This is a genomic window from Phyllobacterium sp. 0TCS1.6A, from assembly GCF_026420825.1.
GTDB lineage: Bacteria > Pseudomonadota > Alphaproteobacteria > Rhizobiales > Rhizobiaceae > Phyllobacterium.
In genome coordinates this window covers 201,074-218,878 of record NZ_JAPMAB010000002.1, presented here as the reverse complement: position 1 = coordinate 218,878, position 17,805 = coordinate 201,074, and the positions used below count along the sequence as shown (strand labels likewise).

Here is a 17,805-nt window from a genome sequence, read left to right as displayed (position 1 = left end):
CAACTGCGCCTTGAAAAACAATGGTTTCTTAAACGAATACATTCAGGATAAGCTCGCAGGGGAGCAGGTATAAGAAGCCAAAACAGAACGATGGTCAGATCGGAACGGGAATTTCAAGCCATTCTGCGGCGGCTGGAGCTTGCGCTCGATGCCTCGCAGATCGGCGTATGGGAGCACAATGTCGATACGGAAGAGCTGCATTGGGACGTGCAGATGCATCGGCTCTACGCCACAGGCCTCTCCGTACAGAAGGTAAATTCGGCGCTGTGGCTGAATTCCATCCACCCGGACGACCGGGCGCGGGCTCTCGAGGATTTCAACCGGGCGGCGCGCAATCACGGCGACTACTCCTCGGATTACCGCATCGTCTGGCCGGATGGCAGCATCCACTACATGCGCTCGCGCGCCTATCGCTACGAAGACGGTGCGGCGACGACCTATATCGGCGCGGAATGGGATGTGAGCGCGGATGTGCAGCTCAATCGTGAGTTGCAGAACCAGACGGCAATCGCCGAGGCGCGCTCGATCGCGCTGGAGGCAAGCACGGCGCAGATCGCCTATGCGGCGGAGCACGACTACCTGACCGGCCTGCCCAATCGCCGCTATTTCGACAAGCGCCTGCGCGAACTGGTCAAGGCCGATGTCGAGCGCCTGGCGGTGCTGCATGTCGATCTCGACTATTTCAAGCAGGTCAATGATACGGCCGGCCATGCGGCGGGCGATTTCGTGTTGAAATCGGCGGCGCTGATGGTTGCGTCGGTGGTGCCGTCCAGCGGCTTCGTCGCGCGCATGGGCGGGGACGAGTTCGTCGTCGTCCTGCCGGATTTCGGCTCGCTGGCCGAACTTGAAATGGTGGCGCAGCATATCGTTCGGCTGCTCAAGCAGGGCGTGACCTATGGCGAGGTCCTGTTGCAGACGGGCGTTTCGATCGGCGTCGCCTGGACCGATGACGGCCGGTCGGAAAATCTCCTGGCCGAGTCCGATCTTGCGCTCTACCGCGCCAAGAAGCGGGGCCGCAACCGCGTCGAATTCTTCGCGCCGCATCACAAGGTCGAGCTTTCGCGCGACCGGCGCATCGCCGAACACGTGAAACTCGGCCTGAAACGCGGCGAGTTCATTCCGCATTACCAGGTGCAGGTGGATGCCCGTTCCCAGCAGATCGTCGGCATGGAAGCCCTCGCGCGCTGGCAGCACCCCACGCGCGGTTTGCTTGACCCGGAAGCTTTCCTCAAGGTCATGGCGACGCTTGGTCTCATGGCCGAACTCGACACCGTCATTCTCGAACATGTGCTCAAGGATCGCAGGACATGGCAGGGGTGCGGTCTTTCGGTGCCTCGCATCGCCGTCAACACATCCGCGTCGCGGCTGTCCGATCCCGGCCTTTCCGAGCAGTTGCGCCATCTTCGGATCGAGCCGCACTCCATCTCCTTCGAATTGCTGGAATCGGTGTTCCTCGACGAGATCGACGACGACGTGCTGATGAACATCGCCACGCTCGAGCGGATGGATGTCGATATCGAGATCGACGATTTCGGCTCGGGCCATGCCTCCATCATCGGCCTTCTGAAGCTGAAGCCGAAGCGGCTCAAGATCGATCGCCGGCTGGTAATGCCGATTACCACATCGCGCGAGCAGCGCATCCTCGTCCGCTCGATCGTCGACATTGCGAAGGCATTGGGCATCGGCGTCATTGCCGAGGGCGTCGAGACGCCAGAACATGCACGGCTGCTGCGCCGCCTCGGCTGCGATACGCTGCAGGGCTATGCCATTGCCTATCCGGCGGCCGCCGCGGCAATCGGCGACCGGTTGCTGGCCGAACAGAGCGCGGCAACGCTCGTCCTCAGCCGCTGAGACCTTTCATACCGTACTCCGCATTGCCCGGTTGCGCCGGGCCATGCCTGTCTCGCCAGGGTGCTAATGCCGGGTATCGGACGTGAGCCCCGAGGCCGCGGTGCGGGCCAGGAACGGCTTGTGGAAATGTCCACGCGCCGCGAGTACGCCGAGCTCGCGGTTGGCGGCCATGGCCGCCAGTTCCTCCTCGTCCCGGATGCCGCTGTCGAACAGCGTCAATATGGTACGGGCCAGCTCGTTGCACCTTGGATGAGTCTTGGGACAACGGTCGAGCATGCGCGACGCCCGTTCATGGGCCGCCTGCATGATTTCCCAATCGCTCGAAGCGAATATTCGTCGATCCTTGTCAAGTAATGCCATTACACGCCTCCATTTTTGTGGCGCAAGCGCGAGGGGTAACAGACGCTGCGATCGTCGGGTCCGCGCTCGGCAATGATGATGAAGCTAAGCGCATTTTTCCTGCCACATCAAACCGAAAATGATTCGCCTGCATGGTCGCGGACTTACCGCACCGCATCATCGCGAAGCCGCGGCGGGAATTTGCAGGAAGGGTCGCGGTCAGGTTCTGGCGCGGCGGTCCGCCTTTGCGGATCGCCTGGATTGTAACCGATAGTTGCTGCATGATGGGGGTGGTCGAACTGCATTTTACTGTTCCTGTGCCGGCCCCTTGAAATGCCGGACGCACGACACCGGTTCCCGCCGTGGAACCAAATATGCCGGCTGTCCGTTGTCGGCACTGGATCGGAAAGGTACGCCCATGGCGCCGCGTTCATTCTGGAAGGGGTATCTGAAACTTTCGCTCGTAACGTGCCCGGTGGCGATGTCGCCGGCGACGACCGACAATGAGAAGGTCAAGTTCCATACGCTGAACCGCAAGACCGGCAATCGCGTCGTCAGCCAATATGTCGATGCCGTCAGCGGCAAGCCGGTCGATGAGGACGAGGAGGTCAAGGGCTATCAGCGCGGCGAGGACGAATATATCGTCCTCGAGGATGACGAGATCGATGCCGTGGCGCTCGAAAGCACCCGCACCATCGACATAGAGATGTTCGTGCCGCGCGACAGTATCGGCTGGATCTGGTACGACAAGCCGCATTATCTCGTGCCGGACGATCCGGTGGGCGAGGAAGCCTTTTCCGTCATACGCGATGCGATGGCAGCCACGGACCGGGTCGGTATTTCACGGCTGGTCATGTATCGGCGCGAGCGCGCGGTGATGCTCGAGCCGCGGGACAAGGGCATCGTGCTCTGGACCCTGCGCTATGGCGACGAGGTGCGCGACCAGGAAGCCTATTTCGAGAAGATCGGCGACAGCAAGCCCGATGGCGAATTGATGACGATGGTCAAGAAACTGATCGACGAACGGACCAAATCATGGGAACCGAAGATGATCGAGGATCCGGTGCAGGACCGGCTGCTCGATATCATCGCGGCCAAGAAAAAGGGCAAGCGCGCTGCCAAGCCGAAGCCGGCGGCCGGGGCGGAAGAGCCGAGCAATGTCATCAATATCATGGACGCGCTGCGCAAGAGCCTCGCCAGGGAAGGCAAGGGCAAGAAGGGCTAGGCCGCATATGGGAGCCTCGCTATCGCCGCTTTGATGGCGTCTTGCGCGCCAGCGGCGCCTCGGCCTTCCTGAAATCCGCCCACGGATTCTTCGACAGCGCCGCGAGGCGCGTCGGCGTGTTGAGCACGGTGAAATAGGCCGGCCCGATCCCCGGCGTCAGTTCCTCCCAGTCGAGAGGCATGGAAACGGCGGCGCCGGGTCGGGCGCGGGTGGAGTAGGGCGCCACCGCCGTTGCGCCGCGCTGGTTGCGCAGATAGTCGATAAGGATCTTGCCCCTGCGCTTCGATTTGGTGATCGTCGAGACATATTTGTCCGGCGTATCCGCCGCCATGGAATCGGCGATCGCCTTGGTGAATTCCTTCACCTGCGGCCAGTCGGCCTTGGGCTTGAGCGGCGCCACCACATGCAGCCCCTTGCCGCCGGAGGTCTTGAGGAAGGCATTGAGGCCCGCCCGTTCCAGCCTCTGGCGCGTCTCCTGCGCGGCCTCGATGACGTCTTGCCATTCGACGCCATCGCCCGGGTCGAGATCCATGATGATCGTATCCGGATGTTCCCAATCGGCCACGGTCGATCCCCAGGGATGGATCTCGAGCACGGCCGACTGGACGAGCCCCAGCAGCCCATCGAGATCGTTGATGCTGATGAGCGGCTCCTCGCTCTCCTCGTCCGTTGCGTCCTTGACCAGCACGATGTTCTCGTTGAGCCCCTTCCACGCATGTTTCTGGAAGAAGCTCTGCCCGGTAATGCCTTCCGGACTGCGCAGCAGCGCCAGCGGCCGCCCGGTGACGAAGGGCGCCATGCAGTCCCAGACCTCGGTGTAGTAATCCGCCAGCCCCTGCTTGGTCACGCCTTCGTCCGGCCAGTAGATCCGATCGGGATGAGTGAGCTTCACGGCGGGCTTCTCCTCTCTGGGTTCGGCCTTGGCAGTGGCCGCGGTCGTCTCGCGCACCACTTCCGTCGGCTCCTTGTCCTCGCGCAGGCCGCGAAATGCCGCATGGCGCAGATTGTTGTCGGCTGTCCAGGCGCGGAACTCCACATCCGCCACAAGCTCCGGCCTGGTGTAGCGTACCTGCCGCGCGGCGTCGGCGCCGAGCTTTTCGGCGAAGGGGCTGGACGGGATGCGGATGCGCTCCAGCCGCCTGAACAGATCCTCGGCGACGCTGGCGCTGTAGCCGGTGCCGACCCTGCCGACATGCTCCAGCTTCCTGCCATTGTAGACGCCCATGACCAGCGATCCGATGGCCTTGCGCGAGGTCGTGGAGGGCACATAGCCGGCAATGACGAATTCCTGCCGCGACGAGCATTTCGACTTGATCCAGCTCTTGCTGCGGCCGGAGCGATAGGGCGCGTCGCGCAGCTTCGAGACGATGCCCTCGAGGCTGAGGCGGCAGGCATGGCTGAGGACGGTGGCGCCGCTTGCTTCGAAGTGGCCGCTATAGCGGATCGGCTCGGCGCCGGCGCCGACGAGCTGTTCCAGCAGCCGCTTGCGCTCGATCAGCGGCGCATTGGTGATGTCATAGCCGTCGAGATAGAGCATGTCGAAGACGTAGAAGACGAAACGGTCGGTGCGGCCCTCGCTCAGATCCCCCTGCAGGGCCGAGAAATCCGAGGCCCCGCCGGCGTTTTCCACCACCAGTTCGCCATCGATCAGGGCGGTTCCCATCGGCAGCGCCTGGAACGCGGCGGCTATTTCCTTGCCGAACTTCTTGGTCCAGTCGAGGCCGCTGCGGGTGAGGAACTTCACCCGGCCTGCCTCCACCCGGACCTGGAGGCGGTAGCCGTCGAACTTGATTTCATGCAGCCAGCGGTCGCCTTCCGGCGGCTTGGGCGAAAGCGAGGCGAGCGTCGGCTCGACAAAATCCGGCAGCGGCTTCTTCTTCGCGCCCTTGAGCGCGGCGGGATCGGGCATGGCATCGGCTTCCGTCGTGCCGGCCGCTTCGCCGGCATTGCCGGTTTCATTCGCTTTCCTTGCCCCATTTTTCTGCTTGGCACGGGGTTTCTTTTCGATCTTGCCGGTTCTGGACGACCAGCCCGGCGCGTCCTTGGATATTTCCTCCAGATCGCGGCCGGTCTTCACCGAATCCGGTTCCTCTTCGAGGATGTCGGGGGCGTCGGCCGCGCGGGCAACCTCGTCCTCGGCCTTGATCAGTAGCCAGTTCTCGCGCTTTTCGCGCGGCCTGCCATGTATCCGCACAAGATGCCAGCGGCCGCCCAGCTTTTCGCCATGCAGTTCGAATTCGAGATGGCCCTTCTTGTAGCCTCGGTGCGGATCGCCGACGGGCTCCCACGTGCCGCGATCCCATAGCAGCACGGTGCCGCCGCCATATTCGCCCTTCGGGATCGTGCCTTCGAAATCGCCGTAGTCGAGCGGATGATCCTCGACATGGACCGCCAGCCTTTTCTCGCTCGGCACGAGGCTCGGTCCTCTCGTCACGGCCCAGCTTTTCAGCACGCCATCCATTTCCAGGCGCAGATCGTAATGAAGCCGGGTGGCGTCGTGCTTCTGGATGGTGAAGCTGTTGCCCGCCTTGCGTGCCTTGCGCCCGCGCGGCTCCGGGGTCGATTTGAAGTCGCGCTTCCTCCAATAGGTCTCCAGCGCGGGCATGGATCAGCTCGCTTTCCGGCGGGCCGGTTCTGCCGTGGCCTTGCGCGCGGTTTTCTTCTTCGGCGCCGCCGTCTTCTTGCCGATGCCGGCGCTTTCCCGCAGGGCTTCCATGAGATCGACGACCTTTTCGGATTTGCGCGGCTTCTGCTTCGGGATGGCCTTGCCTTCCATCTTCGCCTTGACCAGCTCGGCCAGCGCCGCCTCGTAGCGGTCCTCATATTCGGAAGGATCGAAGCTTCCATGCTTGGTTTCGATGATATGCTTGGCAAGATCGAGCATTTCGCCCTTGATCTTCATGTCTGGAATGTCGCTGAAGGCTTCCCTGGCCGAGCGCACCTCGTAATTGAAGTTCAGCGTCGTCGCCACCAGGCCACGACCCTCGGCGCGGATGAGGAAGGTCCGCACGCGGCGGAAGATGACCGTCTGCGCCAGCGCCATCACCTTCTTGGCCTTCAGGCCCTCACGGATGAGGTTGAATGCTTCTTCGCCATGCTTGTCGCTCGGCGCCAGATAATAGGGCTTGTCGAAATAGACGTCGTCGAGATCGGCGCTGGGGATGAAGGCATCGACCGCCAGCGTCTTGTCGCTTTCGGGCACGGCTGCGGCCACTTCTTCAGGTTCGAGCACGATATACTCGCCGCCGGAAACCTCGTAGCCCTTGGTCTGGTCTTCGCGCTCGACCGGCTTGCCGGTGGAACTGTCGATGAATTGCCGGTGCACGCGGTTGCCGGTCTCGCGGTTCAGCGTGTGAAAGGCGATGCGGTCCGAAGTGGATGCAGCGGTGTAGAGCGCTACCGGCGCCGTCAGCTCACCGACCTTGAGAAAGCCCTTCCAGTTTGCCCTTGGTGCCACGATACGCTCCCATACTCACCAACGAAGGGAATGCCGGTGGAGCGCATTTTGTTCCGGGCCTCTGCAATCTATGGCCCGGTCAGTCTCTGTCCGCCAGTTCCACCGTGCGTGCTCCGACATGGAGGGCGCGGCCCGCGCCCCACCCGAAGATCGCCGCGGCAAGGCCAAGAAAAACGAACAGAAAGGCAGTCGCTCCGTAACTCTCCGTCAGGCTGTGGATCAATCCTACCAGCAGTGGGCCAATGGCGGCAAGCATGTAACCGATACATTGCGCCATGCCGGAAAGATGGGCGGCGACATGGGGATCGGGCGAGCGCAGCACGATGATCGTCATGGCGAGCGCGATGAGGCCGCCCTGGCCGATGCCCTGGACGATGCCCCAGACCCAGAGGCTGGAAATCGGCGCGAACAGCACCCCGAGGAGGCCGACCGTCGCGCAGGCGACGAGCGCGGCGCCGATAAGGCGCTGGTCGGCGCAGCGCACGGCAATGGAAGGGATGGCGAGGCAGGTGAGCACCTGCGCCATGATCGACAGCGATGCGAGGCCGCCGGCGGCGACGGCATCGAGCCCACGGTCGCGAAGAATGGGCGACAGCCAGCCGAAGACGCAATAGGCCAGCGACGACTGGAAGCCCATGAACAACGTCACCTGCCAGGCGAGGCGATCCATCCAGAGGCCTTCCACCTTGAAGCCGGTCCGTTTCACCCGCACCTTGCGTCCGGCGGCAAGCGGCAGCCAGAGCAGGGCGACCGCAAGGGCAGGGACCGCCCACAGGCCGAGCGCCAGCGACCATGAGCCGGATGCGAGATTGCGCAGGGGCACGGTGAGGCCGGCGGCACCGGCAGCGCCGGCGCAGAGCGCCATCGTATAGAGCCCGGTCATCATGCCCATGCGCGAGGGGAAATCCCGTTTCACCAGGCCGGGCAGAAGGACATTGCCGGTGGCGATGCAGGCGCCGGCAAGCGCCGTCCCCGCGAAGAGAAGCGGCAGGGATGAAAAACCGCGCAGCGCCGTGCCGAGCGCCAGCAGCAGAAGCACGACCAGCAGGGTGCGCTCGGCGCCGATCCGCTGCGCCAGCTTGGGCGCGAGCGGCGCGAAGACGCCGAGGCAGACCACGGGAAGCGTGGTAAGGACACCGGCGCCGAAGGAGGAAAGGCGGGTCTGCTCGATGATTTCCGGCAGCAGCGCCGAGGCGCTCGAAAACAGCGGTCGCAGGTTGAGCGCGATCAGCACGAGGCTGAGACCGGTGGCGATCGCGATGGCGCGGTTCGGGAAAACCGGCGGGCGCGGACTGGGCTTGCTGTCCAGTTCGGCATCGATCAGCTGTTCGCCCGACAGGTCGGTGGCGATCTGGCGGTTCATGATGCCAGCAACCGGTCGAGCTTGGCGATGATGGGCGCCATGAAGTTGCGCGCGGTCTCCGCCGCGAAGTCCGGCTTGCCCGAGGCTATGGCGTCGATGATGGCGACATGCGCCGCCATGTCGGGCTCCGGCAGTTCGCCCGTCACCGTCGCCTGGATGACGTCGCTGATCGAGGCCGAGAAGAAATCGTAGACTTCGAGCAAGGCCCTGTTGCCGGAGGCGGTCACGACCGCGCGGTGGAAGGCGAAATCGCGCTGGATATAAACCGAGCGGCGGGAAGGTTCGTATTCGCCGCGCCGCGCCAGCAGGACGCGCAGGTCGGTGATGGCGTCCGGGTTGGCGCGCAGCGCTGCAAGCCGCGCTGCCTCGACTTCCAGCGCGCACCGGGTCTCGACCTGGTCCCGCAGGCTGGTGCGGCGCATGCGCAGCATGCCCTCTTCGACGTCCAGCGTCGATTTCACATAGGTGCCGGAACCCTGGCGCGTCTCGAGCAGCCCCTTGGCGGCCAGCACCCGCACGGCTTCGCGCACCGGGCCACGGCTGACGCCGAGCATGGCGGCGAGTTCGGTCTCGTTGGGGATGCGTTCGCCGACTTTCCAGCGGCGCGAGACGATCTCGGCGCGGATATTGTCGATGGCGGCATCCGCAAGATTGGTGCGGTTGACGGATTGCATGCGAAGTCCTCAAGTCATCTGATGATTTGATCATTAGACGATAATCCGGCCGCCGTCAAACAGGCGCAACGGGCGTCCGCGACGGGAATCCCGGCGACGTGCGCAGAACTGTTAAATAACTGTCATATGACTGTTATATTGGTCCTATAGACGGCAGTCGTCACACGGATTTTACAACCCCAGGAGCTGCTCCTATGACCCAATATTTCTCAAAAGCCGCTTTGCTTGCCATTGCGGTGGCCGCCTCGACAGGCGCCGCATCCGCCCGCGACCAGATCCAGGTTGCAGGTTCCTCCACGGTTCTTCCCTATGCCAAGATCGTTGCCGAGGCTTTCGGCGAGACCTTCCCGAACTTCAAGACCCCGGTCGTTGAATCCGGCGGTTCGGGCGCAGGCATCAAGGAATTCTGCAAGGGCGTCGGCGAAAACACCATCGACATCGCCAATGCTTCGCGCGCCATGAAGGATACCGAGCTGAAGTCGTGCGTCGATGCCGGCGTCAAGGACGTTCAGGAAGTTCGCATCGGTTATGACGGCATCGTCTTCGCCACGGACATCAAGGGCCCCGATTGGGCGCTGAGCCCGAGCGACGTATACCTGGCCCTCGCAGCCAAGGTCGTCGTCGACGGCAAGCTCGTCGACAATCCGAACACCAAGTGGAACCAGGTCAATCCGAAGCTGCCGGACTGGGACATCGCCGCCTATATCCCGGGCGAAAAGCACGGCACCCGTGAAGTCTTCGAGGAAAAGCTCCTCGCTGCCGGCTGCGAAGCCACCAAGGCATCCGAGACCATCGCAACGCTCGGCCTCGACAAGAAGGCTGCTGCCGCAGCCTGCATCGCCGTGCGCAAGGACGGCAAGGCGATCGACATCGACGGCGATTATGCCGAGACGCTCGCCCGCATCGATGCCAACAAGACCGGCGTCGGCGTATTCGGCCTGGCATTCTACGAAAACAATGCCGACAAGCTGAAGGTCGCAACGGTCGACGGCATCGTGCCGAGCACCGAGACCATCTCTTCGGGCAAGTACCCGGTTTCGCGCCCGCTGTTCTTCTACGTCAAGAAGGCGCATCTCGGCGTCATCCCCGGCCTGAAGGAATATGTGGATTTCTTCCTCGACGACCAGATGGTCGGTGAAGACGGTCCGCTGGTCGAATACGGTCTCGTCGCTGCCCCGGAAGCGGAACGCAAGGCTCAGCGCGACGCCTTCGCTGCCGGCGAAACGCTCAAGAACTAAGCATGATCGGAACATGAGGCCGCCGCGAGGTGGCCGCATGGTCTTGTAAAATCTGAATTGGCGGACGGATCGAGGAAGCCCTGATGTCCACATTGCTGGTATTTGTGATTGTCGTTGCCATAGGCATCGTCGGCTATTTCATCGGCCGGCAACGCGCGGTGCACAACGAGAAGTCGGGCGCCAAGGCGCATTCCCTGCCGCACTATCACGGATGGTGGGTCTTTCTCGTTTCCGTCCTGCCCGCAATCATCTTCCTCGGCATATGGGCGTCCGCATCCAGCCTCTATCTCGAGCGCAACGCCATTTCGAAACTTCCCGTCCACAATGCGGAAAGCGTGATCGCCAGCCAGAGCCTCGAGATCGGCATGGTCAGCGGCATTGCGCGCGGCCTCGCCCGCCTCAGCGAGGAGGAAAAGGCCAGCCTGCCGCAAACCTTCGCCGAATTGCGGCCGCTCCTTTCCAGCAAGGGCGTGGCTCTCGCGACGGAAGGCCAGGATTTCATGATCCCGATCGCCGTCGAATGGAACAGGAATGCCACGCGGCTGAGCGTCATAGGCGGCACGATCGCCATTGGACTGGCCCTCGCCGGCGCGATATTCGGCCTGTCGCGCGTCGGGGTGCGCTCGCGCGCCCGCAACAATGTCGAGCGGATCGTGCTCTGGGGCCTGCTTGCAGCCTCGACCATCGCCATCCTGACGACGGTCGGCATCATCCTGTCGATGCTGTTCCAGACCATCACATTCTTCCAGTCCGTATCGCCGCTCAACTTCTTCTTCGGCACCGTCTGGGATCCGCGTTTTGCCGATGCCGGCTCCGGCGGCTCGCAGGGCCAGTTCGGCCTGATCCCGCTTCTGGCCGGTACGCTCTATATCGCCTTCGTCGCCATGCTCTTCGCGGTCCCGGTCGGGCTCTTCGCAGCCATATACATGGCGGAATATGCCAGCCCCAAGGTGCGCTCGGTGGTCAAGCCGCTGCTCGAGGTGCTGGCGGGCATCCCGACCATCGTCTACGGCTTCTTCGCCCTCGTTACGGTCGGGCCATTCCTGCGCGATTTGAGCGCGGCGCTGGCGGGCGGCTATGCCTTCATCCAGGCGCAGAGCGTGCTTACCGCCGGCATCGTCATGGGCGTGATGCTCATCCCCTTCGTCTCCTCGCTGTCGGACGACATCATCACCGCCGTGCCGCGTTCGCTGCGCGACGGCTCGCTCGGCCTCGGGTCGACGCCTTCCGAAACCATCAAGCGGGTGGTCCTGCCCGCCGCCCTCCCAGGCATTGTCGGCGCCCTGCTGCTCACGGCCTCGCGCGCCATCGGTGAAACGATGATCGTGGTGCTGGCAGCGGGCGTCGCCGCGCGGATCAGCATCAATCCCTTCGAGGCGATGACCACGATCACGGTCAAGATCGTCAACCAGCTGACGGGTGACCTCGAATTCAACTCGCCGCAGACCCTCGTCGCCTTCGCGCTTGGCCTGTCGCTGTTCTTCATTACCCTGGCCATGAACATCTTCGCACTCTACATCGTGCGCAAGTACCGGGAGCAATACGAATGACCGATACGACACTCAATGCCCCGGCCGTTGCGGCCAGGCCGGCCCGCCGCGATATCGGCCTGAAGCGCCGCTATGCCGCCGAGCGCCGGTTCAAGATGTACGGGATCATCGCCATCGCCATCGGCATCTTCTTCCTGGCCGCACTGTTGTATTCGGTCATTTCGAACGGCTACACGGCGTTCTGGCAGACCGAGGTCAACCTGGCGATCAATTTCGATCCGGAAGTCATCGATCCCGACAACAAGCGCGCGACCGATCCATCGGTGCTTTTGACGGCGAATTATCCGGTCCTGGCGCGCAATGCGCTGGCGGAGAAGCTCGGCGTCAGCAAGACGGACCGCCCGGCCATGCGCGAGATGAGCAAGCTGTTCTCGGATGGCGTGCGCGGCCAGCTGCGCGAGCTCGTTGCCGCCAATCCGTCGCTGATCGGCACGACGCAGAATATCTGGGTCCTGACCGGCGCGGACATCGATTCAGCCTTCAAGGGCCAGATCGACATCAGCGTCGAGGAGAGCCGCCGCAAGGTCTCCGACCGGCAGCTCGGCTGGATGGAGCAGCTGAAGGGCGAGGGCGCCATGACACAGCGCTTCAATTCCGGGCTCTTCACCTATGGCGCGTCGAGCCGCCCCGAGACATCGGGCCTCGGCGTCGCCCTGGTCGGTTCGCTCTACATGATGCTGATCGTGCTCGGCCTGTCGCTGCCGATCGGTGTCGCCGCGTCGATCTACCTGGAGGAATACGCCAAGAAGAGCCGCCTCACGGACATTATCGAGGTCAATATCAACAATCTCGCGGCCGTGCCCTCCATCGTCTTCGGCCTGCTCGGCCTCGCGGTCTTCATCAACTTCTTCAACCTGCCGCGCTCGGCCTCGCTGGTCGGCGGACTGGTGCTGACGCTGATGACGCTGCCGACGATCATCATCGCCACCCGCGCGGCCTTGCGCGCCGTGCCGCCATCCATCCGCTCGGCGGCGCTCGGCGTCGGCGCCTCGAAGACGCAGATGGTGTTCCACCACGTCCTGCCGCTCGCCGCGCCCGGCATTCTTACCGGCACGATCATCGGCCTTGCCCATGCGCTGGGCGAAACGGCGCCGCTGCTGCTGATCGGCATGGTGGCCTTCGTCGCCAACAGCCCGGTAACGCCGCTCGATCCGGCAACCGCGCTGCCGGTGCAGATCTATATGTGGGCGAACGAGGCGGAGCGCGCCTTCGTCGAGCGCACCTCCGGCGCGATCATCGTCCTGCTGCTGTTCCTGGCGGTCATGAATATAACGGCTATCATCTTGCGCCGGCGCTTCGAGCGTCGCTGGTAAAACGAAAAGGCTTGTCCTATGAACCTGATGACGGAACGAAATCTCGAAAAAGCGGTGAATGAAAAAATGAACGCACAGTTCAACGCGATCAAGATGCAGGGCAAGGATGTCACCGTCCATTACGGCGACAAGCAGGCCCTGTTCGGTGTCAGCCTCGATGTTCCTGAGAAGATGGTAACGGCGCTGATCGGGCCTTCCGGCTGCGGCAAATCCACCTTCCTGCGCAGCTTGAACCGCATGAACGATACGATCGAAGGTTGCCGTGTCGGCGGCCAGATCACGCTGGACGACGAGGATATCTACAATCCGAAGATCGACGTGGTCGAACTCCGCGCCCGCGTCGGCATGGTGTTCCAGAAGCCCAATCCGTTTCCGAAGTCGATCTTCGAGAACGTCGCCTATGGCCCGCGCATCCACGGCCTTGCCCGCGGCAAGCAGGAGCTCGAGGAGATCGTCGAGAAGAGCCTGCGCCGCGCCAGCCTCTTCGACGAGGTGAAGGACCGCCTGCACGAGGCCGGCACGGGCCTTTCCGGCGGCCAGCAGCAGCGCCTGTGCATTGCCCGCGCCATCGCCGTCAGCCCGGAAGTCATCCTGATGGACGAGCCCTGCTCGGCACTCGATCCGATCGCCACCGCCAAGGTGGAGGAACTGATCGACGAACTGCGCCAGAACTATACGATCGTCATCGTGACGCATTCGATGCAGCAGGCCGCCCGCGTGTCGCAGCGCACGGCGATGTTCCATCTCGGCAATCTGGTGGAAGTCGGCGATACCGAGACGATGTTTACCAATCCGACCGAAAAGCGCACACAGGACTACATTACCGGACGCTTCGGCTAAGCGGTGGAGGAACAATCATGACCGACCTGCAATCCCAGCATACGGTACGCGCCTACGACGAGGAACTGAAGTTCCTCACCCACAAGATCGCCGAGATGGGCGGCCATGCCGAGCGCATGGTCGAACAGGCCATCACGGCCATGGTCAATGCCGATAACGCGCTGGCGCAAAGGGTCATCTCGGACGACCTCATCCTCGATGCGGGCCAGCGCGAGATCGACGAGCGGGCGATCACCATCATCGGCAAGCGCCAGCCCATGGCGATCGACCTGCGCGAGATCATCGGCACGATTCGCATTTCCTCCGATCTCGAGCGCATCGGCGACCTCGGCAAGAACATTGCCAAGCGCGTGGTGGCCGTGACGGAAACGCGGCAGACGCTCTCCGTCTATCGCGGCCTGCAGACCATCGCCGAACTCGCCTTGACGCAGCTGAAGGACGTGCTCGACGCCTATGCGACGCGCTCGATCCAGCAGGTCAATATCGTGCGCGAGCGCGACGACGAGATCGATGCGCTGTACACCTCGCTCTTCCGCGAGCTCCTGACCTATATGATGGAAGATCCACGCAATATCTCGGCCTGCACGCATCTGCTGTTCTGTGCCAAGAATATCGAGCGGATCGGCGATCACGCGACCAATATCGCGGAAACGGTCTATTATATCGTCACCGGTTCGCAATTGCCGGCCGAGCGGCCCAAGGAAGACCAGACCCACAGCATCGTGGTCGATGAAGCCAACCTGTCCTAGTATCGCAATGCCGAATTTCGCAACCCGTCGCAACCCGGTACCGGCGATCCCAGGATCGGGAATGCCGGTGTTTACAGGAGGAGGCGCCTTGCGGTGCTTCCTGTCACACTCGGTTCCCGCGCGGAAAGCCGGTTCCACCGTCCAGGATTTGCTCTAGTCAGCGGATAATCTCATGGCCATAGCTCCGAAGATCACTGTAGTTGAAGATGAAGAAGCGCTCAGCGTCCTGCTTCGATACAATCTTGAAGCAGAGGGTTATCTCGTCGACACCATCGCCCGTGGCGACGAGGCGGAAATAGCCCTGCGCGAGAAGGTTCCGGACCTGCTCATACTGGACTGGATGCTGCCGGGCCTTTCCGGCATCGAGCTATGCCGCCGGCTGCGCACGCGCCGCGAAACCGAGACGCTGCCGATCATCATGCTGACGGCGCGCGGCGAGGAGAGCGAGCGGGTGCGCGGCCTTGCCACCGGCGCGGACGACTACATGGTCAAGCCGTTTTCGACGCCGGAACTGCTGGCCAGGATCAAGGCCATGCTGCGCCGAGTCAATCCGAGCCTGTTGTCGCACGTCCTCAGCTTCGGCGATCTGAAGCTCGACCGCGAGCAGCATCGCGTCTTCCGCAAGGAGCGTGAACTGAAGCTCGGGCCGACCGAATTCCGGCTGCTGGAATTCCTCATGCAATCGCCGGGGCGGGTTTTCTCGCGCGGCCAGCTGCTCGACAATGTCTGGGGCGCCGATATCTATGTCGACGACCGCACGGTCGATGTCCATGTCGGCCGCCTGCGCAAGGCGATCAATGTCGGCCGCTCGCCGGACCCGATCCGCACGGTGCGCGGCGCCGGCTATTCATTCGGCTAGGCGTTTGCCGGCAGGGCATATTCCAGCGGGCGCGCCGCCCCGTCTTGGGATGGATCAGATCGCCTTCACATATTTGATGAAGGGCGTCACCTTGGCCAGCCGGTCATAGAGCAGGCGCGCCGTTTCATTGTCCCGGTTGGTCATCCAGTAGACGGAGTGGATATCGTCCGCCTTCGCCTGCGCGTGGACCGCCTCGATCAGGGCGCGGCCGACGCCTTTGCCGCGGCTGTCCGGATCGGCATAGAGATCCTGCAGATAGCAGACATTGGCCACGCTCCAGCAGTGGCGGTGGTAGAGAAAATGCGTCAGCCCGACCGGCTTGCCGTCCCATTCGGCGATGAGGCCGCGGAATTCGCCATCGCCGCCGGAATTCAGGCGCGCGAACGTCGTCCGGTAGACTTCCTCGGCAACGCTGGTCTCGTAGAAGTCGAGATAGCCGGTCCAGAGGCGGCGCCATTCGGTCTCGTCCGAACGCCGCAGGGGGCGGATCAGGATGGTCATGATTTTCCTCGTCTCATGGGTGTGTGGGGTCGGGTGAGAGGGGGCGGGTGAGGGCTGTGGTGCGGCATCGTAGCCCGGTGTCCGGCCTTCAACAAGCATCGCCCGGCGCCGGCGGCAGAAATCGTCATCGGCGCTCTGGCAGAAAACCGTGCCCCGTCCTATATTCGTCGCGGCGCTCTGCGCTTCTCGACAGGAGAGACATATTCCCCGGGGCCTTAATGATCCCTTAGGGAGCTGTCCCTGAGGAGGCCCGTGGGCCTCTTCACACGGCGCCCACCTACTTTGTAGGTTCCCGGGATCGACTTCTCCATCGGTTGTGTGGACGCCACTGTTTCATCCCGAGCCGGCTTGCCGGCGCCTCATGAAAACAAGCGCGTGCATCATCCGTCTTCCGTCAAAGAGCTGAAAAAAACGCTGCGTCTCGAGGCTTTGGCCAGGCGCGACGCGCTGTCCGCCGAATATCGGACGCAGGCCTCGCAGCGGATCGCGGCAGCGGGGCTCGAGACTATTCCTGTCGCGCCCGGCGAAATCGTCTCCGGCTTCTGGCCCATCCGCTCCGAGGTCGACCTGCGGCCGCTGCTGCACGCGCTGGCCCAGCGCGGTGCGCGGCTTTGCCTGCCGGCTATCATCGACAAGCAGACCATTGTCTTCCGCGAGCATCGCGACGATGCGGCGATGGTGGAGACGGGCTTCGGCACGTCGGGTCCCGCCGAGGATGCGCCCGTGCTCGATCCACAGCTGATGCTGGTGCCGCTGGCCGCTTTCGATGCGCGCGGCCATCGCATAGGCTATGGCGCCGGCTATTACGACCGGGCGATCGCCGCGCTTCGCCGCAAGGGCGCCCGGCCGCGCCTCGTCGGCATCGCCTTCGACTGCCAGCAGGTGGCGACCGTGCCCGACGAGCCGCATGATGTGCCGCTGGCGGCCATCCTCACCGAAAGCGGCTTGCGCCGCTTCGCAACGACCGATAAAGCCAGTGAAAATACCTTCAGGATGGATGTGTGAGATTACTTTTTCTTGGTGATATGGTTGGACGCACGGGACGCACCGCGGTCCATGAGAAGCTGCCGGGGCTGATCGTCGATCTGAAGCTCGATTTCGTCATCGTCAACGGTGAGAATGCGGCGGGCGGTTTCGGCATTACCGAGGAAATCTTCCGCGATACGATCGGCGCCGGCGCCGATGTGGTGACGACCGGCAACCACGTCTGGGACCAGCGCGAGGCGCTCATCTTCGCCGCCCGCGAGGAACGGTTCCTGCGCCCCGCCAATTTCCCGGTCGGCACGGCGGGCAAGGGCTCTGGCGTCTATCTCGCCAGGAACGGCGCGCGCATCCTCGTATCCAACATCATGGGCCGGGTCTTCATGCATCCCGACCTGCACGATCCCTTCACGGTGGCGGAGGAAATCCTCGCCGCCTGTCCGCTCGGCGAGCAGGCGGATGCGGTCGTCTTCGATTTTCACGCGGAAGCCACCAGCGAGAAGCAGTGTTTCGGCCATTTCGTCGATGGAAGGGCCAGTCTCGTCGTCGGCACCCATACGCATGTGCCGACCGCCGACGCGCAGATCCTCAATGGCGGCACGGCCTACATGTCCGATGCCGGCATGTGCGGCGATTATGATTCCTCCCTCGGCATGGAAAAGGAGGAGCCGCTCAACCGTTTCCTGTCGAAAGTGCCGAAAGGCCGTTTCGAAGCCGCCAGCGGACCAGCCACGATCTGCGGCGTCGGCGTCGATATTTCCGACCGCACCGGCCTTGCCGAAAGGATTGCACCGCTGCGCATCGGGCCGCGGCTTGAAGAAACCATACCGGCATTCTGGAAATAAGTTGACCATTCCAGCACATG

Annotated in this window: 16 protein-coding genes and 1 other RNA gene; 11 read left to right on the top strand and 6 right to left on the bottom strand. The window is 63.2% G+C overall.

Features of this window, described 5'->3' with window-relative positions:
• Positions 1 to 90: 90 nt before the first annotated feature.
• On the top strand, positions 91 to 1,851 hold the full coding sequence (locus tag OSJ75_RS05205) for a putative bifunctional diguanylate cyclase/phosphodiesterase (RefSeq protein WP_250020148.1): 1,761 nt from the start codon (positions 91 to 93) through the stop codon (positions 1,849 to 1,851).
• 63 nt (positions 1,852 to 1,914) lie between these two features.
• On the opposite strand, the gene OSJ75_RS05200 is transcribed toward OSJ75_RS05205, so the two are convergent.
• On the bottom strand, positions 1,915 to 2,211 hold the full coding sequence (locus OSJ75_RS05200) for a hypothetical protein (RefSeq protein WP_250020149.1): 297 nt from the start codon (positions 2,209 to 2,211) through the stop codon (positions 1,915 to 1,917).
• Positions 2,212 to 2,608: 397 nt separating this feature from the next.
• Between OSJ75_RS05200 and OSJ75_RS05195 the strand changes: the two genes are divergently transcribed.
• The gene (locus OSJ75_RS05195; RefSeq protein WP_250020150.1) at positions 2,609 to 3,415 is read left to right on the top strand and encodes a Ku protein; all 807 of its coding nucleotides are present in this window, start codon (positions 2,609 to 2,611) and stop codon (positions 3,413 to 3,415) included.
• 19 nt (positions 3,416 to 3,434) lie between these two features.
• Here OSJ75_RS05195 and ligD read toward each other — a convergent pair whose 3' ends face one another.
• The 4 genes from ligD to OSJ75_RS05175 form a co-directional block, all read right to left on the bottom strand.
• Positions 3,435 to 6,020: a DNA ligase D gene (gene ligD, locus OSJ75_RS05190; RefSeq protein WP_267227168.1), complete on the bottom strand. Its 2,586-nt coding sequence runs from the start codon at positions 6,018 to 6,020 to the stop codon at positions 3,435 to 3,437.
• 3 nt (positions 6,021 to 6,023) lie between these two features.
• Complete coding sequence (locus OSJ75_RS05185; RefSeq protein WP_250020152.1) at positions 6,024 to 6,872, bottom strand: Ku protein; 849 nt, start codon at positions 6,870 to 6,872, stop codon at positions 6,024 to 6,026.
• Positions 6,873 to 6,951: 79 nt separating this feature from the next.
• Entirely contained in the window at positions 6,952 to 8,235 is a 1,284-nt protein-coding gene (locus tag OSJ75_RS05180; RefSeq protein ID WP_267227167.1) for a CynX/NimT family MFS transporter, read from the bottom strand.
• Entirely contained in the window at positions 8,232 to 8,909 is a 678-nt protein-coding gene (locus OSJ75_RS05175) for a FadR/GntR family transcriptional regulator (RefSeq protein WP_267227166.1), read from the bottom strand. Before OSJ75_RS05175 ends, OSJ75_RS05180 begins: the two co-directional genes overlap by 4 nt.
• Positions 8,910 to 9,103: 194 nt before the next feature.
• Here OSJ75_RS05175 and OSJ75_RS05170 point away from each other — a divergent pair, with 194 nt between their 5' ends.
• The 6 genes from OSJ75_RS05170 (at position 9,104) to phoB (ending at position 15,458) form a co-directional block, all read left to right on the top strand.
• Positions 9,104 to 10,147 carry a substrate-binding domain-containing protein gene (locus tag OSJ75_RS05170; RefSeq protein WP_250020155.1) on the top strand — a complete coding sequence of 348 codons (1,044 nt, stop codon included), beginning with the start codon at positions 9,104 to 9,106 and terminating at the stop codon, positions 10,145 to 10,147.
• 83 nt (positions 10,148 to 10,230) lie between these two features.
• Positions 10,231 to 11,697, top strand: a complete 1,467-nt coding sequence (gene pstC / locus OSJ75_RS05165) for a phosphate ABC transporter permease subunit PstC (protein ID WP_267227165.1) — start codon at positions 10,231 to 10,233, stop codon at positions 11,695 to 11,697.
• A complete protein-coding gene (gene pstA, locus OSJ75_RS05160) occupies positions 11,694 to 13,010 on the top strand; it encodes a phosphate ABC transporter permease PstA (protein ID WP_250020157.1) in 1,317 nt (438 codons plus the stop codon). Before pstC ends, pstA begins: the two co-directional genes overlap by 4 nt.
• 66 nt (positions 13,011 to 13,076) lie before the next feature.
• Positions 13,077 to 13,850 carry a phosphate ABC transporter ATP-binding protein PstB gene (gene pstB / locus OSJ75_RS05155; protein WP_250020158.1) on the top strand — a complete coding sequence of 258 codons (774 nt, stop codon included), beginning with the start codon at positions 13,077 to 13,079 and terminating at the stop codon, positions 13,848 to 13,850.
• A 26-nt stretch (positions 13,851 to 13,876) separates the two neighbouring features.
• Positions 13,877 to 14,599 carry a phosphate signaling complex protein PhoU gene (phoU, locus tag OSJ75_RS05150; protein ID WP_267227494.1) on the top strand — a complete coding sequence of 241 codons (723 nt, stop codon included), beginning with the start codon at positions 13,877 to 13,879 and terminating at the stop codon, positions 14,597 to 14,599.
• A gap of 172 nt (positions 14,600 to 14,771) precedes the next feature.
• Positions 14,772 to 15,458, top strand: coding sequence for a phosphate regulon transcriptional regulator PhoB (gene phoB / locus OSJ75_RS05145; protein WP_250020159.1), 687 nt, complete (start codon positions 14,772 to 14,774; stop codon positions 15,456 to 15,458).
• Positions 15,459 to 15,512: 54 nt separating this feature from the next.
• Here phoB and OSJ75_RS05140 read toward each other — a convergent pair whose 3' ends face one another.
• Positions 15,513 to 15,959 carry a GNAT family N-acetyltransferase gene (locus tag OSJ75_RS05140; protein WP_267227164.1) on the bottom strand — a complete coding sequence of 149 codons (447 nt, stop codon included), beginning with the start codon at positions 15,957 to 15,959 and terminating at the stop codon, positions 15,513 to 15,515.
• A 171-nt stretch (positions 15,960 to 16,130) separates the two neighbouring features.
• On the opposite strand from OSJ75_RS05140, the gene ssrS reads away from it, so the two are divergent.
• The 3 genes from ssrS to OSJ75_RS05125 all read left to right on the top strand — a co-directional run bounded on the left by ssrS (position 16,131) and on the right by OSJ75_RS05125 (position 17,785).
• Positions 16,131 to 16,287, top strand: a non-coding RNA gene (ssrS, locus tag OSJ75_RS05135) — 6S RNA.
• Between the two features lie 20 nt (positions 16,288 to 16,307).
• The gene (locus tag OSJ75_RS05130) at positions 16,308 to 16,964 is read left to right on the top strand and encodes a 5-formyltetrahydrofolate cyclo-ligase (protein ID WP_267227163.1); all 657 of its coding nucleotides are present in this window, start codon (positions 16,308 to 16,310) and stop codon (positions 16,962 to 16,964) included.
• Entirely contained in the window at positions 16,961 to 17,785 is an 825-nt protein-coding gene (locus OSJ75_RS05125; protein WP_250020162.1) for a TIGR00282 family metallophosphoesterase, read from the top strand. Before OSJ75_RS05130 ends, OSJ75_RS05125 begins: the two co-directional genes overlap by 4 nt.
• Positions 17,786 to 17,805: the final 20 nt, after the last annotated feature.